Raw genomic sequence first — 23,974 nt, forward strand, 5'->3', positions numbered from 1 at the left:
CTATCCGATCGTTTTTCGTAATGACGAAGCTGGGATATGCATTTGTTCTCTATACTTCGCCACTGTTCTTCGAGAAATAACAATTTCATGCTCTTCTTCTAATAATTTTGAAATCTTTTGATCTGAAAGTGGCTTTTTCTTATCCTCTGCCCCAATTAGCGTTTGAATAAATTGTTTTACACGTTTTGTAGAAACTGCTTCATCTTCAGTCGTCGAAACGGCATTGCTAAAGAACGATTTCATCTCAAATAAACCGTGTGGTGTTTGCACATATTTATTTCGCGTCGCACGACTAATTGTCGATTCATGCACACTTAACTCTTCCGCTACCTCTTTTAAAGCGAGAGGTCTTAAATACTCTGGACCTTTCCAGAAGAAATCACGTTGTTTTTCCATAATAATAGTCATTACTTGCAGCAGCGTCTGTTTTCTCTGCTTCAAACTGCGCATAATCCACTGCACATGCTGATACTTTTCTGATACGTAAGATGCTACTTCACTTTCACTATTATTAAGAAGCGCACTATATTCAGAATGAATTTCAATTCTCGGCATATTTCTCTCGTTCATTTGTAAGACGAGGCGATCGCCATCTTTTTTCACCGCCATATCAGGTACAATGTAAAGTGGTTTATCTGAAGAAAACGCAAGACCTGGTTTTGGTTGTAATGACGTTATACAATTTACCGCACTCTGCAATTCCTCATTACTACACTTCAACACTTGAACGAGCTTTCGCCAATCTTTCTTCACGAAATAAGCGAAATGATCTTCTACAACCTCTTCTGCTAATCCATTACGTCTTTGTAAGCGCTTCAATTGCAAAGTTAAACATTCCTGAATATTACGCGCCCCTACCCCTGCTGGCTCCAGTGATTGGACAAGCTCTACAGAACGGTCGACTACATGAATATGTGCAGAAAGGAGCTCTGCTAACTCTTCATTCGTTTCTTGTAAATATCCATTTCCATCCATGTTCATAATAATGAAAGAAGCTACTTTTCGCTCTTCTTCATCTATTTTATAATACTGTATTTGATTTAATAAATGTTGCTGAATCGTTGTAGAATCCACACTGTAGATCTCCATCTGATTCTCGACTTGTTTGCTGGTACTTTTACTGTTGTTAGAGCTCTTTTTCTTCTCCCTCTCAAAACCACCTAACTCAATAAGGGGATTCTCTAACGATTGCTCATACAAAAACTCCGATAATTCTTGTACATTATACTGGAGCATTGTAATCGCTTGCCTTAACTCTTGTGTCATTGCCAAACGTAAGCTTTGTTCTTGTAAAAGACTTGCCTTCAAACTAATCTCCCCCTTGTTTCTATTGTACAATAAGTTTGGTAAAAGGAGAATGCTATCACAGACACCCATTCCAAAATATTATTAATTTATATGTATTAATGAGATTTACAACTTACAACCGAAATTTGAATAATATTGAAAGAAAATAATAACGTTTATTTTTAACACTAAGTACTAATAGTAAATATTAATACAAGATATTAAAATGGGCAATAAAAAAAGAGAAGATCCCATCTTCTCTTCCACTAATCAACTATTTTTCAAAAGCTGAAATAACTTCAAGCTCTTACCGCTTCGCAAAATACCCTTTGGATATACTTTCGCAGCAAATAAAGAAATCAGGCTAATACTACTTAACAGAACCAATATAGACGCTGCAATTTCCATACCACTCACAGACCCATTAATAATCCTAACTATCATACTAATTGGAGCTGTAAACGGTACATATGATGTCACCCTTGATACTAGCCCTTCAGGGTTATCAAGCACTACTAATAACTCCACCACTAAGCTCCCCATCAATATAAGAGTAATTGGCATCGTTGTTCCAGATAATTCTTCTGGCCTGCTTACCATAGAACCAAACACTGCGAAAAGTGCCGCATAAACGAAGTAACCGAGAACAAAATATAACAAGAAATATGCAGCGTGCTCACCTGTAATCATATTTACATCAATATTCACTCCAAAAAACGAATCCGATACTTTAAAAATTCCAGATTTAATATATAGCGCCATACTAAAGAAGAAGATAAATAACTGTGTCAAACTAGCAAGACCGACTCCTAAAATTTTCCCGAAAACCATATGGACAGGAGATACTTTTGTGACCATCACTTCCATAACACGTGAGGCCTTCTCTGATGCAACTGCTGTCGCGATAGCATTTCCATATGAAGTGATTGCTAAGTACATAATCGCTACTAATAAATATACTAGTAAAAATGAACTTGTTTCTTCATTATTTAAGTTTTGTTTTGTCGCTTGCACGTTCATCGTCAGTGATTTCACAGCCTCTTCTGATAACTGCTGCTTAACTACCGCACTTTGAAAATACTGATTTTGTACAAATACCTGTGCACTTTGAATCAACTTAGGATTATCTAGCTTCATAAAGTAATCTAATACTGGTTCAGCACCCGCACCCTCTTTTAATATAAAGAGCGCTTCGACTTTCTTATCTAACAATTCTTGCTTATATTGATTTAATTTTGTTTTATCTCCCAAAGACCAATCCCATTCTGGAAGAGCTTTACTAAGATTAGATTGATCCACCGTAACATTAGGTACTTCAGAAATAAATACAACCTTTGCTTTTTCTTTCTCTCCAGAAAACTTTTGTACTAAAGTTGGAAAAGAGAATAAGAATATCCCTCCTCCTATTAATAGCAATGTCATCCCAATAAATATTTTCGTTCTCACACGGTCCCAGTACGTTTGCCCTAAAACAATCCAGAAATTCCTCATTACTTATGCACCCGCCTTTTCAACAAAGATTTGATGTAAAGAAGGTTCTTTAATAGAAACATCTCGGATATATTGTTTAGTTTTAATATCTTCAAGCAGCGAAAATGCATCCTCTCCATCATTAACTTTAATCATGAACGTACGATTAACTTTTTCAAAATTGAAATTCTTCTCCTTAAGAATAGGTTCAATATCCCCTTCCGTTTGCAACGTCATATATTTATATTGATAACTTTTCTTAATATCTGACAAGGCACCCGATAATACAAGTTGACCGTTTTTCATAATACAAATTTCCTCACAGAACGTTTCTACACTGTCCATTTGATGACTACAAAAAATAATCGTTTTTCTTTGCGCAATTAACTCGAGCACAACATTTTTTAACATCTCTGCATTTACAGGATCCAATCCACTAAATGGTTCATCTAGTATGATGAATTCCGGATTATGCAATATCGCTGAAATCAATTGTATTTTTTGTTGATTTCCCTTTGACAATTCCTCTGTTTTCTTCTTTAAATGTGGTGTCATTTCTAATTTTTCTAGCCATTGTAACGCATGCCTTTTTGCAAGATTAGCTGGCATTCCTTCTAACTTGCCGAAATACACCAATTGCTCCACTACATTCATTTTCGGGTATAATCCACGCTCTTCTGGTAAATAGCCAATAGATAGGTCTTTCTTTGAAAAAGGGCGATTATTCCATAGAATTTGGCCGCTATCCGGTTTGATTAAATCTAAGATCATACGAATCGTTGTCGTCTTACCAGCACCATTTCGGCCCAGCATCCCTAAAATTCCACCTTCTTCTACACGTATATTTAAATCATTAACGGCTTTATATTCACCAAATGTTTTATTTAATCCTTGAATTTCAAATGCCATCCATAACAGCTCCTTTTAGCTTTTTACGAAATAAATAACCGCCATTCCTAATACAATCCCGCCTACCATCAACAAAAACTTTTTCATAACTATTTCCTCCTTCATTGACTTGTTAAGTTGTATCTTTATCATAGACTTCTTTCTGATGCTATTGCCCGCAATCCGTACTGTATTTACCGTAAAAAAAGCGAAACACTCTTATGTGGTTCACCGCAATTTCAACAGATGAAGTTGATTGTATGAAAACTTCTTAAATGTTATTATAAAAATATTCAGAAATTAAATGATGTACCTACAAAGAGAGGTGTCCAAACCGTTGCAGATACAACGTAACTTCGTTTTCATTTCATGTGTAACTATCCTGTATTTTTGTTTACAAGGCTATATCTTATATAAAATAAACCAACCATATAGCGGCGTTCTTATTTCTAAAACAGACTCAGCTACATACACAATAGCAAAAATTAAATCCTCCGGTTGGGCTTTTCATACAGACTTAAAAGAAGGAGATATAATCTATTCAATTAATAAAGAGAAACCTCATTTAGGAATACTTCCTGGATATCAAAACCAATCACTAAATGCATCTGAAATACAAGTTAAAAAAGACGATATCACTCAAACTTATAAAGGAACAGAACATTTCATTGATTATCGTGACAAAATCATTTCTGTATACTTCCCCTTCCTACTCGCTTTTATTTGTTTAGGGTTATCTATTTTTCTTTATACCAAGAAGCCTTTGAACCGAGAAACATTCTTTTTGATCACGTTTCTATTCATGACTTCCTCAAGTCTTCTAATTGCAGTTGAATCTGGTAAAGGTGATTTTATCGCCCTCATTATTTTAAGTATTGTATTTCAAGGTACACCTATGTCTCTCATTTTATTATTGAATGAATTATTCAAGAAAAAACAACTATACGTCATTTCTATGAGATTTCTAAAAATCGACATTGCAATTGGCATCATTTTACTATCACTCTCTATTTTAATGATGTTCATTCCATTTCCCGTAGTTAATACCGATGGATTAGAACTAATTTATCTTTCAATAAATATTATCTTTTGCATATACTTTTTAATCCGTGCCTATATCAAATATCACAATACAGTACATAAACCATTTTTAAAATTAATGCTCACGATCCATTCCATTGCCTTCTTTCCGTTCGTTACACTCTATGCTCTTCCAGATGCAATATTCAGTACACCGATTCTCTCAGCAGATATTGGAGCTATGTTCCTAATCGCTCTTCCAATCGGTTATTTTTATTTAGTAGCGACTAAGCAGATTTTTGATATAGATTTTGTATTTGATCGTTTACGATATTACGCATTTCTGTCACTAATCCCAACTCTATTAATTGCAATCATTACGAGCTGGAGCATTTATTACAAAGACAATTTTCTCTCTCGACTGCTGCAAAGTTTTATTATTATTTTCCCGTTAAACATTCTATTTCTCATATTAAAAGAAAGATTAGATTTTACATTCCGTAATCACCTCTTTCGGACTAAAACAAACTTATACGTAAACATTGAACAGTTTACCGCACAGCTATCATCTATTATGAAAACAGAAGAGTTAGAGAAAAAATTCACTAATGAAATCGTTTCGATGTTGAAACCTTCTTTTGTTCAATTTGTTCAATATGATATGAAAGACAACACATATACACAATGCAACGGATATGGACAAACGAAAGATTTCACACTTTCTAAAAAGAAAAAATGGAGTATGGCAGCATTACTAATTAATGATTTATTAGAGGATGATGGATGCATCGGTATTTACTTATACTCTACTAAACATATAAAACACTACATCTGGATTGGAAGAAAAGTGAATAATATTAAATATAATACGCATGAAAAATCATGGTTCATCACTGTCACGACATACGTCCGTCTTATTTACGAAAACTTGTATACCATTAATGAAATTATTCATTCTCTAGAGCAGGAGAGTTTAGAATCCAAAACAAATTCTGCAAGCTTATCACGCCTACTCTTTCAAATTTCTGAACAAGAAAGGCGCCGACTTGCTTCAGATTTACACGACTCTGCATTACAAGATCAAATTGTATGGTACCGCAAACTAGACTCTTTACTAAAAAACAAATCCGTTCCACTAGAATTAAAAAATGAACTAAAAAAAATCCACTTCGGTATGCACGATGTAATACAACAAATTCGCGACACATGTAATGAATTGCGTCCATCACTTTTATCAGATGCTGGTTTAATTGGTGCATTAAGAGAATTGCTAGCCCAAACACAATTACGTGTGCAGTTTCAAATTCAATTTGATCATGAATCAATTCAAGAGCATCATTACGATTTTGACAAAATTTTATCTTTATATCGTATCATTCAAGAACTACTAACAAACGCAGATAAACATTCCGAGGCAACCATCGTATCGATTTTTTTATGGGAAGAGAATAACTGTATTTTCCTAGACTACCGAGACAACGGCAAAGGTTTTAATATAGACACTCCCTACTCTCCTAAGCAGCATATGGGGCTTTCCGGTATAAAAGGAAGGCTTCAATCAATTGGTGGAGAAATACATATAGTATCCGAAGCTAAAAAAGGACTTCAAATAAACATTACAGTTCCGAGGTGGTAAATAATGATTCGAGTATTAATTGTAGATGATCATCAAATTGTAGGCGAAGGAACAAAGAGCATGATTGAATTAGAAGAAGATATGCAAGCAGAATATATTTTAAATGAACAGGAAGCACTTATAAAAAGTGATGCTACACCTTTTGACGTATACCTCTTGGATATGAATATGCCCAATTGTAGTGGTATTGAACTCGCCCAGAAAATATTACATATTCAAACAGATGCGAAAATCATTTTATATACAGGTTTTGAATACGTATCCCAATTCAATTTATTAATAAACTCTGGTATCAGCGGAATTATTAGTAAATCAGCTTCTCAGCAAGAGCTATTAATGGCAATTCGTGCAGCTGTAAACGGATATACTTTACTTCCTATTTCGTTATTACGTCAACTACGTACAGACGATATAACGACTCAACAACTTGAAAATAAAACCGCTCTTCTTACACAAAAAGAATTAGAAATCTTAGAATCCGTCTCTAAAGGAAGTAGCAATAAACAAATTGCTGATGAACTGTACATGAGTTCAAGAGCTGTAGAATACAACCTAACAAAAATCTTCAAAAAATTAAAAGTAGGATCACGCTCCGAAGCTTTAACAGAAGCAATGAGACAAGGCATTTTGAAAGTACACATATAAAATGAGACTTCCATCAGTTTGTTTTGTTTAACCCTCAAATAATGAGATAAATAAAAAAGTCCTAACCTACAAAACGTAAGTTAGGACTTTTTGACGCGCCCAGAGGGATTCGAACCCCCGGCAGACGTGGTACCGGAAACCACCGCTCTATCCGACTGAGCTATGGGCGCATGATTATAGAAAACACTTCATTTTCTTCTCATAATAATAGCAATAAAATCCATCTAAATCAATAAAAATATCCCCATAATACCTTATGCACCTTAGCTAAAAGCATATAAAATCTATTCCACCCCTAAATTTTCCAATCATAAATTCACCCCAACTCACAAATTATAATCTTTGAATTGATATTCCAAAGGGGGCTTCATTCAATGACTGTAATTACAAAATTAAAGCAAACTGTTTCTGGATTAAAAAGTGCACAAGCTAGCTTAGAGGGATTCGCTCTTGATACGGATAACCAACAAGCGAAGCAACTTTTCCAAACAGCTGCGCAGCAAACACAAACGATTATCGATTCTTTAAACCCACGCGTTGAAGAAGTCCAACAAGAAGAACCACAATACTCACAGCAATAACGAATCGGTCTTGCTGTGAAATAGAAAAAGGATGATATGCAGTCATCCTTTTTCTATCACATTACATATTGCAATAGAAATGGAATGATAATTATGCGAAAACTCGGCCTCATAACCGCATTATTTGCACTTCTATTTAGCTCTTTTACCGGATGTGATAATAGTCCTTTAGATAAAAAAGTGAAAGAAGAAGCAAAACGAACGGAGAAAGAAAAAGGTCCAAAGTTAACAAAGACGAGTACGGAATCCTTTAATCAATCTATATCACAAGGAGCGAAAAAAAGAGCTCTCGCTATGGATGAAATTATAAAAAGCACAGCAGTGAATTCAAATTTAGATCTCTACATAGCAGTTACACCTGAGCATCACGAAAGGTTTGGATTAAAGCCGCTGCGTAAAAAGCTTCAAAAGCAACTAAGTGATGAGCACCCTACTTTCGATGTTCGTGTCAGTACAGATAAAAAAATCTTTAGGTTACTCGAAAAACTCGAAAGAAAAATTAAGGAAAAAGAAGTATCTAAAGATGAAATTAATAAACAATTAAAATTCATTGGTAAAAAAATGGAGTCTAACACTTAACGCTTTTTAAAAGAAAAGGAAGGATTGCAATGGCTAGTAAAGATAAAAACTTAACCCCTGTACAACAGGAGTATAAAAAATTCGAACAAGAACGCGAACCGAAACGACCTGTCTTAAAAAATTGTATAAAAGCCTTTTTCGTCGGTGGTTTTATTTGCTTCATCGGACAACTCATTTCTACTTTTTACATCACATATTTTGATTTCACTGAACGCTCAGCAGGCAATCCAACAGTCGCAACTCTCATTTTCATCTCCATGTTACTAACTGGATTTGGTATATACGATCGTTTTGGACAGTTTGCCGGAGCAGGTACAGCTGTACCTGTTACTGGATTTGGTAACTCTGTTATTGCCGCATGTATTGAGCATCGAACGGAAGGATTTGTCCTTGGCGTTGGCGGCAATATGTTTAAACTAGCTGGTTCTGTTATTTTATTTGGTGTATTTTCCGCTTTCGTCATCGCACTTATTAAAACTATTCTCGTTCAATGGGGAGGGCTATAAATGTTACAAGGACACCGAACGTGGGTATTTGAAAACAAACCAGTCATTATCTCAACAGGGGTTGTCGGTGGACCATTTGAAGCAAAGGGGAACATCCCAGAAGACTTCGATATCCTTCATGAAGATTTATGGCTCGGACAAGATTCCTATGAAAAAGCACATAAAATTTTATTCGAAGAAGCTTGTAGTCGCGCTACTGAAAAAGCAGAGCTTCGTAAAGATGATATTCAATTCGTACTCGCAGGAGATTTAATTAATCAAATTACTCCAACAAGCTTTGCTTGCCGCACACTGGGCACTCCTTATCTCGGATTATTCGGGGCTTGCTCTACTTCTATGGAAGGTTTAGCACTTGGAGCAAGTATCGTAAATGCAAAAGGTGCAAAATATTTATTAACTGGAGCTTCAAGCCATAATACTGCTGTAGAAAAACAATTCCGCTACCCTACCGAATACGGTGGACAAAAGCCGCCTACTGCACAGTGGACAGTAACCGGAGCAGGAGCCGCTATTTTAAGCGATACTGGCCATGGTCCAAGAGTAACATCTGCAACGATTGGGCGAGTTGTTGATATGGGATTAACGGATCCGTTTAATATGGGAGGCGCAATGGCTCCAGCTGCAGTTGATACAATTGAAGCCCATTTACGTGAACGCCAAATTGATGCCTCTTACTACGATTTAATCGTAACAGGCGATCTCGGACATGTAGGACGCGAAATTGCTTATGACTTACTACATAAACACGGAACGAAAGTAACGAGCGAACAATTTCAAGATTGCGGAATTATCATTTATAGAGAAGGACAACCTGTCATAGCTGGTGCTAGTGGGCCTGGATGTTCCGCAACAGTCGTGTACGGTCATTTATTAAACCGAATGAAAAGAGGAGAGTTCAAAAAAATACTTGTCGTTGCGACAGGCGCTTTACTATCTCCACTTACATTCCAACAAGAAGAAACGATTCCGTGTATCGCTCATGCCGTTTCGATTGAATTTGGAGGTGCAACGCAATGATTTTTTTCTGGGCTTTCGTCATTGGCGGACTCATATGTGTAATCGGCCAACTTATGTTTGATGTCGGCAAACTAACACCCGCTCATACAATGGCAACACTCGTTGTTGCTGGAGCTATATTAGATGGATTTAATTTGTATGAGCCATTAATTGATTTCGCTGGAGCCGGGGCAACTGTACCTATTACAAGCTTTGGTAATGCCCTCGTTCATGGCGCAATGGAAGAAGCTGCAAAACATGGCATCGTTGGCGTTATTACCGGCATGTTTAAAGTAACGAGCGCTGGTGTATCAGCAGCTATTATTTTCGGCTTCATTGGAGCATTATTATTCAAACCGAAAGGATAAGAGGTATTTATATGACTGTTATCGCTAGCGTAAAAACTTGCCTTGCTAGTGTAAGGGGCGCCCAAGCAAGTTTAAGCTCCCTTTCATTAAATTCACAAGACGAAGAATCAAAACGCGTATTTCATGAATGTATGTTAGAAATGGACAGCGTCATCGCTGATTTAAAGGATAGAATTTCAGTATTAGAACGTGAAGAACCTCAATATAAAGGGTTTTAAGTAGACTGGAGGAAACGACTATGTCTCACCTGCCGGAATGGACACTTGTCATTCTTCGCTCTGTATTCATATTAATTATTTTATTCGCTATTACGAAATGGTTAGGGAAAAGACAAATCTCTCAGCTTTCCTTTTTTGAATACATAGCCGGAATGACGATTGGTGACATCGCTGCCCAAGTATCTACAGGGCTCGATTCAAAATTTTTTCACGGCGTCTTTGCGATACTCATTTTCGCTGTGGTACCTTTTTTAACAGGAATCCTCTCTTTAAAGAACAAAACAGCTCGGGACTTCTTTGAAGGGAAATCTACCGTATTAATAAAAGACGGAAAGATACTCGAAGATAACTTGAAGAAAGAAAAATATACGAGTGACGAATTACTGGAACTTCTCCGTGGAAAAAGTGCGTTCAGCGTAGCTGAAGTCGAATTTGCTGTCTTAGAACCAAGCGGAGAATTAAATGTATTATTAAAGAAAGATTCCCAGCCACTTACAGCAAAAGACATCGGTTTAAAAGTACCAAACGAGAAAGAACCACAAACTGTTATTATGGATGGAAATGTACTAGATGAACCTCTTTCAGCAAGCGGACATAACCGCGCTTGGCTACATTCAGAATTAGAAAAACTCGGTGTTGTTATTGAAAATGTCTTCCTCGGTCAAGTGGATTCATACGGACAACTTACTATCGACATTTACAATGACAAACTCCAGATGCCTTCTCCTCAAAACAAACCTTTATTATTAGCATCTTTAAAAAAATGTCATGCTGATCTTGAACTATTTTCCTTAGAAACAAAGTCGAAATCAGCAAGCGAAATGTATAGTAAAAACGCGAAACAAATCGAAAAGATTTTAAATAAAGTAACCTATCTTTTAAAAGACTAATTATCGAAAGAACGCTTCAGTTAAAAGGCGTTCTTTTCTTTTTTCTCCAGTTTTCATAACGTTTAAATTTATGTAATTCGGTTATGATGTTGAAGATACATAAGCAGGGAATTTCGAAAACATAGCGAATATTTCATGGTACAACTACATATTTTTTTGATTTAAAGTGGTTTCGTTTGACCTTTATTGACCATAATTGTATTATAAGACTAAGAAAGCTTTATAAGGAGGAAATAACAGATGAATTTAATTCCTACAGTAATTGAACAAACAAATCGTGGAGAACGCGCTTACGATATTTACTCTCGACTATTAAAAGACCGCATCATTATGCTTGGTAGTGCAATTGATGACAACGTAGCTAACTCAATCGTTTCCCAGCTTTTATTCTTGGAATCTCAAGATCCAGAAAAAGATATTCACATCTACATCAACAGCCCTGGTGGTTCTATCACAGCGGGTATGGCAATCTATGATACAATGCAGTTTATTAAACCACAAGTATCAACAATCTGTATCGGTATGGCTGCATCTATGGGTGCATTCTTACTTGCAGCAGGTGAAAAAGGAAAACGTTATGCACTTCCAAACAGTGAAGTAATGATTCACCAACCACTTGGTGGAGCACAAGGTCAAGCGACTGAAATCGAAATCGCTGCAAAACGTATCCTATTCTTACGTGAAAAACTAAACCAAATTCTTGCTGACCGCACTGGTCAACCACTTGAAGTACTACAACGCGACACAGACCGCGACAACTTCATGACAGCAGAAAAAGCTTTAGAATACGGTTTAATCGATAAGATCTTTACAAATCGTTAATAACTAAAAGCAGAAGCGGCTCGTTTAGAATCGCAGGGCGATGGAGCACCTGATTCCGAGGCGCTTTTTGCCTCGAATGAAGGGGCGAAGCGACCGGAGATTCTAGCCGCTGGAGCTGGATACATAAAAAAAAGCGCCCTATTACAGGGCGCTTTTTTATTATCATGCACCTCCGTCTGGATACCCACCCTGGTATTTACCTAAATATATCAACGATTTTTCAATTATATCGAACAAAACTTAAATTATATCAACGATTTTTTTAATATATCAACGGTTCGACACAACATATCGATTTACCGACAATCTACGACAAGGACAAACCACCTACATACCCCCTACCCCGAAAACTCCCTTTAAGTAAACTGCAAAAACAAAAAGCTATCGCATATACGCGATAGCTTTTTATTGTACATATGCAGCTAATGCTTCTAAAGCCTCTTCTGCATCTGAACCTTCTGTTGTAATTGTTATCATGCTTCCAGTTCCAATTGCTAAGCTCATAATCCCCATTATGCTCTTTGCATTTACTGTCTTTCCATCTTTCTCGATGAAGATATCTGCATGAAAGCGATTTGCCTCTTGTACAAACAACGCAGCCGGACGTGCTTGTAAACCGTTTTTTAATGAAACCTGAACTCGTTTTTGAACCACAGCTCCATTTCCCCTTTAACCTCTTATTTTTTTACTAACGTTTCCCCCGCGCGTAATTTCTCTGCGATTTCATCGATTTTACGCAAACGATGATTAATACCCGACTTACTAATCTTCCCCCCGGATACCATCTCACCTAACTCTTTCAATGTTACATCTTGATAATCTCTTCGTAATTGTGCAATCTCTTGTAATTTATCCGGCAAAATATCAAGACCAACTGTCTCATCAATATAACGAATATTTTCAATCTGTCTTAGTGCTGCACCAATTGTTTTATTTAAATTAGCTGTTTCGCAGTTCACTAAACGATTTACAGAATTACGCATATCACGTACGATTCGAATATCTTCAAATCTTAAAAGTGCATTATGAGCACCTATAATATTTAAAAACTCTGTAATTTTTTCTGCTTCTTTCAAATACGTAATGTACCCTTTTCTTCTTTCCAACGTCTTACTATTTAAATCAAATCCGTTCATCAGTTCACATATAGCATCATTATGTTCCTTATATAACGAAAAGATTTCTAAATGATAAGATGATGTTTCTGGGTTATTTACTGAACCACCTGCTAAAAATGCGCCACGTAAGTACGATCGTTTACAACATTTCTTCTCAATCAATTCTTGTGATATATTTCGAATAAATGAAAAGTCATCTCGAACGATATGAAGATCAGCTAATATTTCGCGAGACTTCTCAACAAGCCGCACAATATATACATTATTTTTCTTCAAGCGCATTTTTTTACGGACAAGCAATTCTACCGTCACGTCATATCCTTTTTTCAAAAGCGTATAAATCCTTCTTGCAATTGCCGCATTTTCCGTTTGAATATCGATAGATAGACGACGGTTTGAAAAAGAAAGCGACCCGTTCATTCGAAGTAACGCTGATAATTCTGCTTTCTCACAGCATTCCTTCATCTCAAGATTCGTCAACTCTTTCTTTGTTTCTGATGCAAATGACACAGTCAACACCTCCTTATACGATTATTATGGAACAAAATTCTTGTCCTATATGAATGAGGAGCGCTACCTCAAACGAGGCAACGCATATTTATAACAATGAATATAAAATGGACGCTAACTTTAACGTATCATGCCTTACAACATGATCATCATACTTCGCTAATCCCTCTTGAATAACATCAATATTATTTTCAACAAAACGTTCTTCATCCACTACAACTGGTGTAGACATTTCTTCCTCATATGACTTGCGTAATTCACAAGGAATCTCACGGTTATTTACAATTGCAGTATTGATAAATGGTTGCCCTAAATGATCGTGTAACGCCTGCACATGATCAAAAGCAGTATATCCCATCGTTTCACCCGCTTGTGTCATAACGTTACATACATATACCTTCTTCGCCTTTGCAGCAAGAACAGCGTCTCCAATTTTGTTAACAACTAAATTGGGCAATATACTCGTATACAAACTTCCAGGACCGAAAACAAGTAAATCAGCTCGTTTAATCTCAGCCAACGTTTCATGCAATGGCTCTACATCTTCTGGAGTTAAAAAGACACGATTAATCTTCTTTCCGTAATAAGGAATCTTTGATTCACCTGTTACAATTTCCCCATCTTCAAGTTCCGCATGAAGTACCGCACTTTGATTCGCTGCTGGTAATACACGTCCTCTGACATTTAATACTTTACTTGTTTCTGTAATTGCATGGAAAAAGTCTCCTGTAATCGAGGTCATACCTGCCAACAATAGATTTCCTAACGCATGACCTTTCAGTCCGTCTCCTGTTGTGAAACGGTGCTGAAATAAAGCTTCCACCAGTGGCTCTACATCCGATAACGCAACAAGTACGTTACGGATGTCACCTGGAGGTGGAATTTCTAGCTCATCACGTAATCTACCCGAACTGCCACCATCATCAGCAATTGTAACAACTGCTGTAATATCAACAGGATATTGCTTTAATCCTCTTAATAAAACAGAGAGTCCAGTTCCGCCTCCCATGATGACAATTTTAGGCTTTCTCTCTTTTTTCATCCCTTAATGGCCCTTTCTCTTCTCCACATCACGATGAGATACATGAACACTATACTCTGGTTTCAAATGTTTCCCAAGGTATTCTGTAAGCGTAACAGAACGATGCTGTCCACCTGTACATCCAATTGCAATTACAAGTTGACTTTTGCCTTCTCTTTTATAATGAGGCAGCATGAAAGTAATCAGATCCGTCAACTTCTCTAAAAACTTATGTGTCTCATTAAATTTCAGTACATACGAAGAAACTTCTTCATCTAGTCCTGTTAATGGCTTCATGTGTGGAATGTAATATGGATTTGGTAAAAAACGAACATCAAATACTAAATCTGCATCAATTGGAATACCGTACTTAAATCCAAATGACATAACATTTACACGAAATGCTTGCTCAGTTTCTGTTGAGAACAAGTGAACAATTTTTTCACGTAATTCTTTCGGTTTTAAATCCGATGTATCAAGCACAATATTCGCTCGTGCCTTCATATCTGTTAATAAATTACGCTCTGCTTCGATTCCCTTTAACGGCAAACCAGTTGGTGCAAGTGGATGCGAACGTCTCGTTTCTTTATAACGAGTTACAAGCGTACTATCTTTCGCATCTAAAAATAAAATATGAGGAATAATCCATGTACGTTCTGATAAATCATCAAGTGCTCCCCATAAATGTTCGAAAAACTCGCGGCCACGTAAATCAATACCAAGTGCCACTTTATTCATTTTCCCTTTTGAATCCGCCATAAGCTCAATAAACTTTGGCAATAACATCGGTGGTAAATTATCCACACAAAAATATCCTAAATCTTCAAAACTTTGTAAAGCTACTGTTTTTCCAGCTCCAGACATCCCTGTAATAATTACCATTTTTATATCATTATTCTCTGTCATTGTATCCTCTCCTTGACGGTTTAACTCGGATCTAATCGATATGAAAGCAACTCAAAATCTGGGGTATATACAAATGTACCGTAGATTATGCCATTTCCTTTAATTAAATAATCAATAATGTGATAATCTCCTGGCGCCATTGCTAAATCATCAATTTTATCAAATGTATGCCAACCAATGATGCCTTCTTCGCTCTCTAGTTTGTTTTCTCCTGCAAAATCTGTCGCTAAAAAGGAGAACATCATCCATTCAGAAACAACTTTATCACCTTCTTGGATGACAAAGGTGAAGACCCCCTTTAACGCTGGGTTTTTCAAATAAATACCTGTTTCTTCACGATACTCGCGAACAACGGAATCTCTTACAGTCTCACCACGCTCCATTTTCCCGCCTGGTGCAACCCACCAATTTCGGCGAGGTTTTTGGAGTAAGAGTACTTCATTATCTCTAATTAACACACAGTTTGTCACTCTTTGCATGTTTCTTCACCTCAGCTACTTGCAGTAAAATTCCTCACTGCATACTTCTTTCATTATACTATCAAAAACAGTTTGCTACAACGAAGGAGCCAGTCCTCTTTCGCTAAGCATATGCTACTCAGCAATTTTAAAAAAGCTTTCTATAACAAGCAATGTAAATGCTTATCCTTTGAATGAATAGCATGAAAAATCCCCTTAACGCTTTTTATCGCCAAGGGGATTAAAGTACTTATTTCTTACCGAAATAAGTAACAATCGCAAATCCTAAAACAAAGGTAATAATTGAACTTATAATTGAAAATCCGCCAGTCGGAATCCCAGGGAATACAATTACAATCGAACCGATTACAAGTCCAATAATTGCCGCAAATGTCATACTTTTATAACGATCTAATAAAAAACTAATGCCTTTACTACTTACAACAAATCCAACCATAACACCAGCACCGATAACCACGATTAAAGGTAAGTTAAGTGTAGTTAAAGCGTTAATTGCTGTTGGATACACACCAATAATTAATAAAATAAACGATCCACTAATTCCAGGAAGCAGCATGGCCATACTAGCCATCCATCCTGCGAAAAATAAACCAATTGCATTTAAAATTGTTAACGTCGTAATTGGATCTGCTGCCTTATCTGGTTTAAAGAAAGCTGTAATCGCAACAAGAATTGTTGCAACTATTAATAAAACGATGTGCTTACCTTTAAACGACGACTTTGCATCAGCTTCCCTCATTAACATCGGTAATATACTAATAATTAAACCGAGGAAGAAAAATTGAGTCGGTTCATAATGATTTGCAAGTAAATATTTAATAACGTGACTTAACGTTAAAAATGCCGCTGCCACACCAGCTGCAAGTGGAATTAAAAATCCTAAATGTTTTTTCCATTCACGACTAAAGAATCCACTAATTGCCGCAAGCAATTGTTCATAAATCCCTAACACAACAGCGATTGTACCGCCGCTCACACCAGGAATTAAATCACTAACGCCCATACAAAATCCACGATATATATTACGCCATTCCATACTGAATAAATTCCTCATTTCTTATAGTGATTTTTTCCGTAAAGTCCAGTATATCAATAAGAAAGCTTATAATCCTTATATTTTTTGACAAAACTTTGACATTTTCACACAAAAAAAGAAGAAAGCTCCTGTCGGTAGCTTTCTTCTCACAAGGTATATTATCCCTTATTTTTCTGATACAGTTTTTAATTCCTCTAATAATTCTTCTACGTAATGTTGTGCACTTTGCGCTGCAATACTACCGTCACCTGTTGCAGTTACAATTTGACGAAGCATTTTTTCACGAACATCACCAGCTGCGAAAATACCAGGAATTTTCGTTTCCATACGCTCGTTCGTTTCAAGGTAACCATTTTCATTTGTAATACCTAGTTCAACAAATGGTTTTGATAAAGGTAACATACCGATGTATACGAATACGCCGTCAGTTTTGACTTCTTTCTCTTCTCCACTATTTACGTCCACAAGTGTTACACTTCCTACTTTACCACTTGCTTCGTTGATTTCTTTTATCGTGTGGTTCCAAATGAAATCTACTTTTTCGTTTTGGAAAGCACGGTCTTGTAAAATTTTCTGTGCACGAAGCGTGTCACGACGGTGAACGATCGTTACTTTTGATGCGAAGCGCGTTAAGAACACACCCTCTTCAACAGCAGAATCTCCGCCGCCAATTACGATAAGTTCTTTTCCTTTAAAGAATGCTCCGTCACATACTGCACAATATGATACACCGCGGCCGCCAAGTTCTGTTTCACCCGGTACACCAATTTTTTTATACTCTGCACCGCTTGCAACGATAATTGCACGTGCTTTATATTCTTTTTTACCAGCAATAATTGTTTTGTATTCCTTACCATCGATGACTTCTTTCACATCACCGTATGCATATTCAGCACCAAATTTCTTCGCATGCTCGAACATTTTATTTGATAAATCTGGTCCTAAAATAGACTCATAACCTGGGTAGTTTTCTACATCTTCCGTGTTTGCCATTTGGCCACCTGGAATACCACGCTCAAGCATTAATGTGCTTAAATTTGCACGAGATGTATATACTGCAGCTGTCATACCAGCTGGTCCTGCACCAATAATAACGACATCATAAATTTTTTCTTCTGACACACTATTCACTCCTATCCATTCCTACACAATTAAGTTACCCTCATTATACTGTTAGCATCATTTTTTTCCCAATGATTTGCTTATCTTATGTGTGCGTACGCTTAACAGCTTGCACATACTTTCGGACAGTCGCTACAGATACATTATATACATCTCCAAGCTCCGACTGTGTCATTTTATTTCCTTGTTCGCCGCGTACAATGTATTCAATCGCAGCTGACCAGCCGTACACATTTGTAAATATGTCTCCAGATGTATATAAACGTATGAACGTACAAAACCAAAAGTGTAAACACTCTTCAATTAATTCATCATCTTTTTTCGTATAATTGTATAATGCATCCGCGATTCTCGCGCACTGCTCAAATTGCTGTAAATCAGCTGGAATACTCTTATGACTATTAAGTAAAAAGAAGTACTTTGCAAGTTGTGATACGATGGGAACACCGTTCTTCGCTTGCGTTATATCAAAGAAGAATCCCACCTTCTCCGGCGTTGACAATTCATTCATTAAATATAAAGCTAGCATTTGTTCTTCTAGCGTCGCACTTTGCTGAAATGATTTTCGTAATTCTTCAAATAACACGTTTTGTCCTTCATCTGCTAAATTCAGCGCATTCCACGGTTCTTTTCCCTTTTTATCAGGATGCAATTCCACGACATATTGCCACATTTTTTCAGCTAGTTGCTGATCTTTCACCATATAAGCAGAATATGCAAACCAATAATAAAAACTAACGTCTCCCTCATATCCTTGACGCTTTAATAGTTTGAACCATTTATATGCATGCTCGAAATAACCAATTGTTGCAAGTGTAGTTCCCAGTTTCAAACGATGTTCAAATGAAATTGGATATACTGAAACTAGCTGTCCCGCTAATGCTTCTACTTGTTTATGCTCTCCAATTGAATATAGAAAAATAAGTGTATTACAAAGCGCATGTATATTACCAGGATTTTTCTCTAAAATCATTTCTGTTAACTTCAGCGCTTTGTCTACATTACCCGATTGAAAATGTGCAATGGCTAAATTATTATGACCTGACCAAAATTCCGGATAATCTTTCGTAACAATTTCTAATGTAGCAATTGCTTCTTCTAATTGTCCATTACGAATATAACGATTCGCTTCTTCCTGCATAACAATTAAATCATCTTCATCTTCAATCTCTTCCGCACCCATTGCTTCTTCTTCCATAATCTCTAGAAGTTCTAATGTATCTTCTACGAATTCCTTCTCTTTTGCAACTTCTAAATAGCGATCCGCATATTTCTTCGCCTGTTGAAATAACCCCATATATGCATAATTATTTGCAATAAAATAATAGCACTGTTCAAGTTCAGGATTAGATCTAACTAACTTTAAGAAGGTTTGATTCGACTCTTGATATTCACCAGCCTCAGATAATACTGTTGCTAATTGACATAAAATAAACGGCTCCTTCTCACTTTGTGCCGCTCTTCGAAAATATTTAATTGCATCTTGCAATTTTTGTCCTTTGTAAGCTCTCATCCCTTTTTTATAAAAGAAGTCCGCTAATTGATTAAAAGAGATAACTTGTCCGTTCTCCTTATATATCCTTTGATTTTTCCCCATATATCCTCCAGTTTTTTGTTTTCTTCGTTCACACATTCTTCTATCTATAAGTATAAACGATTCCGTAAAAAACAAAACAGTATATTATACTCAATTATTTCCTTTTTATTCATAAAAAAAGAGGAGAAATGTTACATTTTCACCATGAACCTTCTCTGGCGGTCATTTGCTCTTTCGTATAAATAATACGCATTGGATTTCCACCTACGAAAGCACCGCTCGGTACATCTCTATGAACAAGTGTGCCAGCTGAGACAGTCGCACCGTCTCCAATTTTCACACCTGGTAATATTGTTACATTCGCTCCAATCATCACTTCATTTCCAATGACGATTTCCCCAAGTCGATATTCACGAATTAAATATTCATGTGCTAAAAGCGTTGTGTTATAGCCAATAATCGAATTCTCTCCCACAGTTATCTTTTCTGGGAACATAATATCCGGCATTACCATAAGCGCAAATGATGTTTTCTTTCCTACTTTCATCCGTAAAAAAGTGCGGTACAACCAATTCTTCACAGATAAAAATGGCGTGTAACGTGCAATTTGGATAATAATAAAGTTTTTCATTACCTTCCAAAAAGACACTGTTTTATACACATTCCATAATGAATTTTCTCCTGAAACAGGATAGCGCGTTGTCCGTCGCACTTAGCTCGCTCCTCTACTAACTTACTTGGACCTTTATGAACGGTTCATATTAGACAAAATCGGTAGCAAATCACTCATTTTATCTAGCATAAAGTCCGGCTTGTAAGCCTCTAAATACGCTCTACCTTTCAACGTCCATGAAACCGCAGCTGTTTTCGTCCCCGCATTTTGACCACCGACAATATCATGATGATTATCCCCAACCATCAATGCTTCTTCTGGTTTTGCATCTAATAATTCAAGCGCTTTTTGAAGTGGCTCTGGATGTGGTTTCACATGCTCTACATCATCAATTGTCACGACAACATCAAAAAATTCATCAAGCTTTGACAACTGTAATCCCATCTCAACGGTTTGTCTCGCTTTCGTTGTAACAATACCAACTTTATAACCTTGCTTCTTCAACTCTCGAACTGTTTCATATACAGTTTCATATTCTTCTACTAATTCATCATGATGATCATGGTTAAATTCGCGATAACTTGTAATCATCTCTTCAACCTTACTTTCATCAATTTTACTGAAAGTATCATGCAAAGATGGACCGATAAATGGCAACACATCTTCACGCTTATATTGATTTGGATAATATGTATTTAAAGTATGTAAAAAAGAAGAAATAATAAGTTCGTTTGTATTAATTAAAGTTCCATCTAAATCAAATAACACTGTATTTATTCTCATCGCCTTAGTCCTTTCGCCTTCCTGAATATGAAAGAAGCAGCATCTTATAATAAGATGCTACTTGTCTCTAATTTTCTAAATATCTTTTATCAGCTTGCCCCATTTTTCGTCTCACAATAATGAAAATAATAGAAATAACAACAAGTCCAATTGACATTACTTGTGCAATACGAAGTGGTCCTAGCATTAAACTATCTGTACGTAAGCCTTCTACGAAGAAGCGTCCTACTGAATACCAAATTAAATATGTGAAGAATAATTCCCCGCGACGTAAATTCACTTTTCTTAATGCAAGTAGTAAAATTACGCCTGCAAAATTCCATAATGATTCATATAAAAACGTCGGATGATAGTACACACCCTCAATATACATTTGATTAATAATAAAATCCGGTAAATGAAGACCTTCTAAAAACTGTCTCGTTACTTCATCACCATGCGCCTCTTGGTTCATAAAGTTTCCCCATCGGCCAATTGCTTGTCCTAGTAAAATACTTGGTGCAGCAATATCAGCCAACTTCCAGAAAGAAAGTCCGCGTCGTTTCGCAAAAAGAACGCCTGTAATAACAGCCCCGATTAAACCACCATGAATCGCCAAACCACCTTGACGAATATTAATAATTTGACTCGGATTTTGTGCGTAATATTCCCATTCAAAAATAACATAGTACATTCTCGCAAAAAGAATAGCGATCGGTACTGCAATTAATACAAGGTCAACAAATGTATCTTTTGGAATACCTAGCCCTTCTCCCTCGCGAGTTGCCAGCCAAAGACCTAATAGCACACCTGTACCGATAATAATCCCGTACCAATACACAGGAAATGGCCCAAGTTGGATAGCTACACGGTCAAGCTGTGGTACAGAAGCTAACAGCATATGTATATGACCTCCCTCTCCAAAGTTTACTCCTGATTTCCTAACTCAATTGCACTCATTAATCGTTCAGAGAACTGCTGTGCTGCATTGACTCCCATACGTTTTAAACGGAAGTTCATCGCTGCTACTTCAATAATAACAGCCAAGTTTCGACCAGGACGAACTGGAAGTGTAATCTTCGTAAGCTCTGTATCAATAATTTTCATTTTCTCTTCATCAAGACCTAAGCGATCGTAATTTTTCTTTTGATCCCAAATTTCAAGATTAATAACAAGTGTAATACGCTTGTAATTTCGTACTGCCCCTGCACCGAATAACGTCATAACGTTAATAATACCTAGACCACGAATTTCTAATAAATGCTCAATTAAATCTGGTGAACTTCCGACTAACATGTCTTCATCTTCTTGACGAATTTCTACACTATCATCCGCAACAAGGCGATGACCACGCTTTACAAGCTCAAGAGCTGTCTCACTTTTACCAACACCACTTTGACCTGTAATTAAAACACCAACGCCGTAAATATCTACTAACACACCATGAACAGCAGTTGTTGGTGCTAACTTACCTTCTAAATAGTTTGTTAAACGACTTGATAATCTAGTTGTCGTTTGAGAAGAACGTAATAAAGGCATACCTGATTCACGTGATGCTTGTAATAACTCATCTGGTACATCTTGATTACGAGTTACAATAATACATGGCGTCTCCTCAGTACAAAGCGCTTTCATTCTCTCTTGTTTTTGCTCTGATGTTAACGTGTCAAAGAACGTAAGCTCCGTCTTTCCAAGAAGCTGCACACGATCTGCTGGATAATATGTAAAAAATCCTGCCATTTCAATTCCAGGTCGTGATAAATCACTTGTATCAATCGGACGATGAATGCCTTCTTCACCACTGATTAACTCCAATTGAAATTGTTCAATTAAATCTTTTGTCCTTACTTTCGGCATATGTATAAACCTCCACTCCGCTGCGGGTTCAGTCTCGTTTGATGTAAAATTCCATTCTATCGGATATTGTACCATTTTTTTCTGGAAACAAGAAATACGGTTTCTAATAAATAGAAAAAAACATTTCATACGAATAATGAAATGTTTTTCTTTTTGTCACTTTCTCTTTTTTTCATATAGAGGTTCAACAATTGCCTTTTCAATTATCATATTAAAAATTGAAATACAAATTGCCGCAACAATCGCTACACCAAATCCTGATATATTAAAAGCATCTCCTAATAATGAATCTGCTATTTTTAACGTAATCGCATTAATAACAATTAAGAAGAAGCCGAAAGTTACAACAGTAATTGGTAGCGTAATTAAAATTAAAAACGGCTTTACGAACACATTTAAAACCGCCAATATAATACTAGCAATAATTGCAGTTTGTATATTTGCTACGTAAAATGCATCTGGTGCAATCCCTTTTAAAAGTCCCGATACAGCGATTAACACAACGCTATTTACAAGAAGTGATACAATCCATCTCATTTCGTCACACATCCTTTTAAACATATATATTTCATCATACGCTAATAGATAATAAACGCAAGTATGATACGAACACTTATATCAACTTATTCTATCTTTCATGCTTGTATACCTACTAACACTTCCTCGCAAAATAAGGACCACACCATCTATGCTCATGTGTTTTTACAAAAGTCCAAGTGAAATCTTTATCTACAATATAGATATCGCCTTTATACATATCGTCTGTCTCCCGTAATATATCATCCATATGTAATAAACTCGCATCTTTTATTAGCAGTACATCTTCACAATGTTGATAGAATATATAGCAATCCTTTTTCACTTCATTATGAAACGCGTTTTCCGCTTCTTTACCCTCTAAACACTTCTTTTTCTCATAACTAAATATGTGCCATAGATAACCACATGCATACTTATCTCCATAAAGAAAAATATCTTCTTTTTCTTTATCACTTAAATGATTTGCAAAGTGATCCTCCCAGCGCTTGCGAAAATATACACCCCAACTTTGAAACTCTCTTACCTTCATATGTTTCTTCCTTAACACCTCTAAAAACTCCATCTTCT

The 23,974-nt window shown here is 36.4% G+C and carries 27 protein-coding genes and 1 tRNA gene; 10 read left to right on the top strand and 18 right to left on the bottom strand.

Translation table 11 applies throughout. From position 1 onward, the window contains the following. The 3 genes from rpoN to NST90_RS24345 form a co-directional block, all read right to left on the bottom strand. Positions 1 to 1,308, bottom strand: coding sequence for an RNA polymerase factor sigma-54 (gene rpoN, locus NST90_RS24335; RefSeq protein ID WP_000647955.1), 1,308 nt, complete (start codon positions 1,306 to 1,308; stop codon positions 1 to 3). 249 nt (positions 1,309 to 1,557) lie between these two features. Continuing rightward, on the bottom strand, positions 1,558 to 2,778 hold the full coding sequence (locus tag NST90_RS24340) for an ABC transporter permease (protein WP_001243610.1): 1,221 nt from the start codon (positions 2,776 to 2,778) through the stop codon (positions 1,558 to 1,560). 3 nt (positions 2,779 to 2,781) lie between these two features. Continuing rightward, positions 2,782 to 3,666: an ATP-binding cassette domain-containing protein gene (locus tag NST90_RS24345; protein WP_000863491.1), complete on the bottom strand. Its 885-nt coding sequence runs from the start codon at positions 3,664 to 3,666 to the stop codon at positions 2,782 to 2,784. A gap of 316 nt (positions 3,667 to 3,982) precedes the next feature. Here NST90_RS24345 and NST90_RS24350 point away from each other — a divergent pair, with 316 nt between their 5' ends. Together NST90_RS24350 and NST90_RS24355 are read left to right on the top strand one after the other, a co-directional pair. Next, positions 3,983 to 6,301, top strand: coding sequence for a sensor histidine kinase (locus NST90_RS24350; RefSeq protein ID WP_001166941.1), 2,319 nt, complete (start codon positions 3,983 to 3,985; stop codon positions 6,299 to 6,301). A gap of 3 nt (positions 6,302 to 6,304) precedes the next feature. After that, positions 6,305 to 6,946, top strand: a complete 642-nt coding sequence (locus tag NST90_RS24355; RefSeq protein WP_000621765.1) for a response regulator transcription factor — start codon at positions 6,305 to 6,307, stop codon at positions 6,944 to 6,946. A 94-nt stretch (positions 6,947 to 7,040) separates the two neighbouring features. Here NST90_RS24355 and NST90_RS24360 read toward each other — a convergent pair. Further along, a tRNA-Arg gene (locus NST90_RS24360) sits at positions 7,041 to 7,116 on the bottom strand. 204 nt (positions 7,117 to 7,320) lie between these two features. Between NST90_RS24360 and NST90_RS24365 the strand changes: the two genes are divergently transcribed. The 8 genes from NST90_RS24365 to clpP all read left to right on the top strand — a co-directional run bounded on the left by NST90_RS24365 (position 7,321) and on the right by clpP (position 11,906). Then, positions 7,321 to 7,527 carry a DUF1657 domain-containing protein gene (locus tag NST90_RS24365; protein ID WP_000216166.1) on the top strand — a complete coding sequence of 69 codons (207 nt, stop codon included), beginning with the start codon at positions 7,321 to 7,323 and terminating at the stop codon, positions 7,525 to 7,527. Between the two features lie 93 nt (positions 7,528 to 7,620). Beyond that, complete coding sequence (locus tag NST90_RS24370; RefSeq protein ID WP_069604293.1) at positions 7,621 to 8,106, top strand: YhcN/YlaJ family sporulation lipoprotein; 486 nt, start codon at positions 7,621 to 7,623, stop codon at positions 8,104 to 8,106. Positions 8,107 to 8,135: 29 nt separating this feature from the next. Beyond that, on the top strand, positions 8,136 to 8,612 hold the full coding sequence (gene spoVAC, locus NST90_RS24375; protein ID WP_000146953.1) for a stage V sporulation protein AC: 477 nt from the start codon (positions 8,136 to 8,138) through the stop codon (positions 8,610 to 8,612). Beyond that, positions 8,613 to 9,629 (top strand): stage V sporulation protein AD, encoded by a 1,017-nt coding sequence (spoVAD, locus tag NST90_RS24380; protein WP_000938972.1) that lies wholly within the window; start codon positions 8,613 to 8,615, stop codon positions 9,627 to 9,629. It abuts the gene before it with no gap. Beyond that, complete coding sequence (spoVAE, locus tag NST90_RS24385) at positions 9,626 to 9,976, top strand: stage V sporulation protein AE (RefSeq protein ID WP_000575919.1); 351 nt, start codon at positions 9,626 to 9,628, stop codon at positions 9,974 to 9,976. Before spoVAD ends, spoVAE begins: the two co-directional genes overlap by 4 nt. A gap of 11 nt (positions 9,977 to 9,987) precedes the next feature. Then, on the top strand, positions 9,988 to 10,194 hold the full coding sequence (locus NST90_RS24390) for a DUF1657 domain-containing protein (protein ID WP_000215909.1): 207 nt from the start codon (positions 9,988 to 9,990) through the stop codon (positions 10,192 to 10,194). A gap of 20 nt (positions 10,195 to 10,214) precedes the next feature. Then, positions 10,215 to 11,084, top strand: a complete 870-nt coding sequence (locus tag NST90_RS24395; RefSeq protein ID WP_000018924.1) for a DUF421 domain-containing protein — start codon at positions 10,215 to 10,217, stop codon at positions 11,082 to 11,084. Between the two features lie 240 nt (positions 11,085 to 11,324). Next, positions 11,325 to 11,906: an ATP-dependent Clp endopeptidase proteolytic subunit ClpP gene (gene clpP / locus NST90_RS24400; protein ID WP_001049162.1), complete on the top strand. Its 582-nt coding sequence runs from the start codon at positions 11,325 to 11,327 to the stop codon at positions 11,904 to 11,906. A 405-nt stretch (positions 11,907 to 12,311) separates the two neighbouring features. On the opposite strand, the gene NST90_RS24405 is transcribed toward clpP, so the two are convergent. The 14 genes from NST90_RS24405 to NST90_RS24470 all read right to left on the bottom strand — a co-directional run bounded on the left by NST90_RS24405 (position 12,312) and on the right by NST90_RS24470 (position 23,969). After that, positions 12,312 to 12,560, bottom strand: a complete 249-nt coding sequence (locus NST90_RS24405; RefSeq protein WP_000250307.1) for an HPr family phosphocarrier protein — start codon at positions 12,558 to 12,560, stop codon at positions 12,312 to 12,314. A 23-nt stretch (positions 12,561 to 12,583) separates the two neighbouring features. After that, on the bottom strand, positions 12,584 to 13,534 hold the full coding sequence (gene whiA / locus NST90_RS24410) for a DNA-binding protein WhiA (RefSeq protein WP_000006558.1): 951 nt from the start codon (positions 13,532 to 13,534) through the stop codon (positions 12,584 to 12,586). 88 nt (positions 13,535 to 13,622) lie between these two features. Continuing rightward, on the bottom strand, positions 13,623 to 14,576 hold the full coding sequence (locus NST90_RS24415; protein ID WP_000712188.1) for a YvcK family protein: 954 nt from the start codon (positions 14,574 to 14,576) through the stop codon (positions 13,623 to 13,625). 3 nt (positions 14,577 to 14,579) lie between these two features. Continuing rightward, complete coding sequence (rapZ, locus tag NST90_RS24420) at positions 14,580 to 15,461, bottom strand: RNase adapter RapZ (protein ID WP_000138459.1); 882 nt, start codon at positions 15,459 to 15,461, stop codon at positions 14,580 to 14,582. A 20-nt stretch (positions 15,462 to 15,481) separates the two neighbouring features. Beyond that, on the bottom strand, positions 15,482 to 15,940 hold the full coding sequence (locus tag NST90_RS24425) for an 8-oxo-dGTP diphosphatase (protein WP_001190080.1): 459 nt from the start codon (positions 15,938 to 15,940) through the stop codon (positions 15,482 to 15,484). A gap of 229 nt (positions 15,941 to 16,169) precedes the next feature. Continuing rightward, positions 16,170 to 16,976 (bottom strand): DUF368 domain-containing protein, encoded by an 807-nt coding sequence (locus NST90_RS24430; protein WP_069604505.1) that lies wholly within the window; start codon positions 16,974 to 16,976, stop codon positions 16,170 to 16,172. 165 nt (positions 16,977 to 17,141) lie between these two features. After that, a complete protein-coding gene (trxB, locus tag NST90_RS24435) occupies positions 17,142 to 18,098 on the bottom strand; it encodes a thioredoxin-disulfide reductase (protein ID WP_001288078.1) in 957 nt (318 codons plus the stop codon). Between the two features lie 85 nt (positions 18,099 to 18,183). Continuing rightward, the gene (locus tag NST90_RS24440; RefSeq protein WP_000517741.1) at positions 18,184 to 19,695 is read right to left on the bottom strand and encodes a tetratricopeptide repeat protein; all 1,512 of its coding nucleotides are present in this window, start codon (positions 19,693 to 19,695) and stop codon (positions 18,184 to 18,186) included. Between the two features lie 139 nt (positions 19,696 to 19,834). Further along, positions 19,835 to 20,347 (bottom strand): DapH/DapD/GlmU-related protein, encoded by a 513-nt coding sequence (locus NST90_RS24445; protein ID WP_001255070.1) that lies wholly within the window; start codon positions 20,345 to 20,347, stop codon positions 19,835 to 19,837. Between the two features lie 33 nt (positions 20,348 to 20,380). Then, entirely contained in the window at positions 20,381 to 21,031 is a 651-nt protein-coding gene (gene ppaX, locus NST90_RS24450) for a pyrophosphatase PpaX (protein ID WP_001222403.1), read from the bottom strand. 67 nt (positions 21,032 to 21,098) lie between these two features. After that, complete coding sequence (gene lgt / locus NST90_RS24455; RefSeq protein WP_046393077.1) at positions 21,099 to 21,911, bottom strand: prolipoprotein diacylglyceryl transferase; 813 nt, start codon at positions 21,909 to 21,911, stop codon at positions 21,099 to 21,101. 26 nt (positions 21,912 to 21,937) lie between these two features. Then, the gene (gene hprK / locus NST90_RS24460) at positions 21,938 to 22,867 is read right to left on the bottom strand and encodes an HPr(Ser) kinase/phosphatase (RefSeq protein ID WP_001127250.1); all 930 of its coding nucleotides are present in this window, start codon (positions 22,865 to 22,867) and stop codon (positions 21,938 to 21,940) included. 156 nt (positions 22,868 to 23,023) lie between these two features. Beyond that, positions 23,024 to 23,404, bottom strand: a complete 381-nt coding sequence (locus tag NST90_RS24465) for a phage holin family protein (protein WP_001267308.1) — start codon at positions 23,402 to 23,404, stop codon at positions 23,024 to 23,026. Positions 23,405 to 23,519: 115 nt separating this feature from the next. Next, a complete protein-coding gene (locus tag NST90_RS24470; protein WP_006918453.1) occupies positions 23,520 to 23,969 on the bottom strand; it encodes a DUF4275 family protein in 450 nt (149 codons plus the stop codon). Positions 23,970 to 23,974 lie beyond the last annotated feature (5 nt).

Origin of the sequence: Bacillus sp. FSL E2-8900, from assembly GCF_037966225.1 — a bacterium.
GTDB lineage: Bacteria > Bacillota > Bacilli > Bacillales > Bacillaceae_G > Bacillus_A > Bacillus_A cereus.

Excerpts from the sequence above, each read along its gene's own strand:
- NST90_RS24340 (WP_001243610.1), bottom strand. The coding sequence starts at position 2,778 with ATGAGGAATTTCTGGATTGTTTTAGGGCAAACGTACTGGGACCGTGTG.
- NST90_RS24345 (WP_000863491.1), bottom strand. The coding sequence starts at position 3,666 with ATGGCATTTGAAATTCAAGGATTAAATAAAACATTTGGTGAATATAAA.
- NST90_RS24355 (WP_000621765.1), top strand. The coding sequence starts at position 6,305 with ATGATTCGAGTATTAATTGTAGATGATCATCAAATTGTAGGCGAAGGA.
- NST90_RS24365 (WP_000216166.1), top strand. The coding sequence starts at position 7,321 with ATGACTGTAATTACAAAATTAAAGCAAACTGTTTCTGGATTAAAAAGT.
- NST90_RS24370 (WP_069604293.1), top strand. The coding sequence starts at position 7,621 with ATGCGAAAACTCGGCCTCATAACCGCATTATTTGCACTTCTATTTAGC.
- spoVAC (WP_000146953.1), top strand. The coding sequence starts at position 8,136 with ATGGCTAGTAAAGATAAAAACTTAACCCCTGTACAACAGGAGTATAAA.
- spoVAD (WP_000938972.1), top strand. The coding sequence starts at position 8,613 with ATGTTACAAGGACACCGAACGTGGGTATTTGAAAACAAACCAGTCATT.
- spoVAE (WP_000575919.1), top strand. The coding sequence starts at position 9,626 with ATGATTTTTTTCTGGGCTTTCGTCATTGGCGGACTCATATGTGTAATC.
- NST90_RS24390 (WP_000215909.1), top strand. The coding sequence starts at position 9,988 with ATGACTGTTATCGCTAGCGTAAAAACTTGCCTTGCTAGTGTAAGGGGC.
- NST90_RS24395 (WP_000018924.1), top strand. The coding sequence starts at position 10,215 with ATGTCTCACCTGCCGGAATGGACACTTGTCATTCTTCGCTCTGTATTC.
- clpP (WP_001049162.1), top strand. The coding sequence starts at position 11,325 with ATGAATTTAATTCCTACAGTAATTGAACAAACAAATCGTGGAGAACGC.
- NST90_RS24415 (WP_000712188.1), bottom strand. The coding sequence starts at position 14,576 with ATGAAAAAAGAGAGAAAGCCTAAAATTGTCATCATGGGAGGCGGAACT.
- rapZ (WP_000138459.1), bottom strand. The coding sequence starts at position 15,461 with ATGACAGAGAATAATGATATAAAAATGGTAATTATTACAGGGATGTCT.
- NST90_RS24425 (WP_001190080.1), bottom strand. The coding sequence starts at position 15,940 with ATGCAAAGAGTGACAAACTGTGTGTTAATTAGAGATAATGAAGTACTC.
- NST90_RS24430 (WP_069604505.1), bottom strand. The coding sequence starts at position 16,976 with ATGGAATGGCGTAATATATATCGTGGATTTTGTATGGGCGTTAGTGAT.
- NST90_RS24440 (WP_000517741.1), bottom strand. The coding sequence starts at position 19,695 with ATGGGGAAAAATCAAAGGATATATAAGGAGAACGGACAAGTTATCTCT.
- ppaX (WP_001222403.1), bottom strand. The coding sequence starts at position 21,031 with ATGAGAATAAATACAGTGTTATTTGATTTAGATGGAACTTTAATTAAT.
- lgt (WP_046393077.1), bottom strand. The coding sequence starts at position 21,911 with ATGCTGTTAGCTTCTGTACCACAGCTTGACCGTGTAGCTATCCAACTT.
- hprK (WP_001127250.1), bottom strand. The coding sequence starts at position 22,867 with ATGCCGAAAGTAAGGACAAAAGATTTAATTGAACAATTTCAATTGGAG.
- NST90_RS24465 (WP_001267308.1), bottom strand. The coding sequence starts at position 23,404 with ATGAGATGGATTGTATCACTTCTTGTAAATAGCGTTGTGTTAATCGCT.
- NST90_RS24470 (WP_006918453.1), bottom strand. The coding sequence starts at position 23,969 with ATGGAGTTTTTAGAGGTGTTAAGGAAGAAACATATGAAGGTAAGAGAG.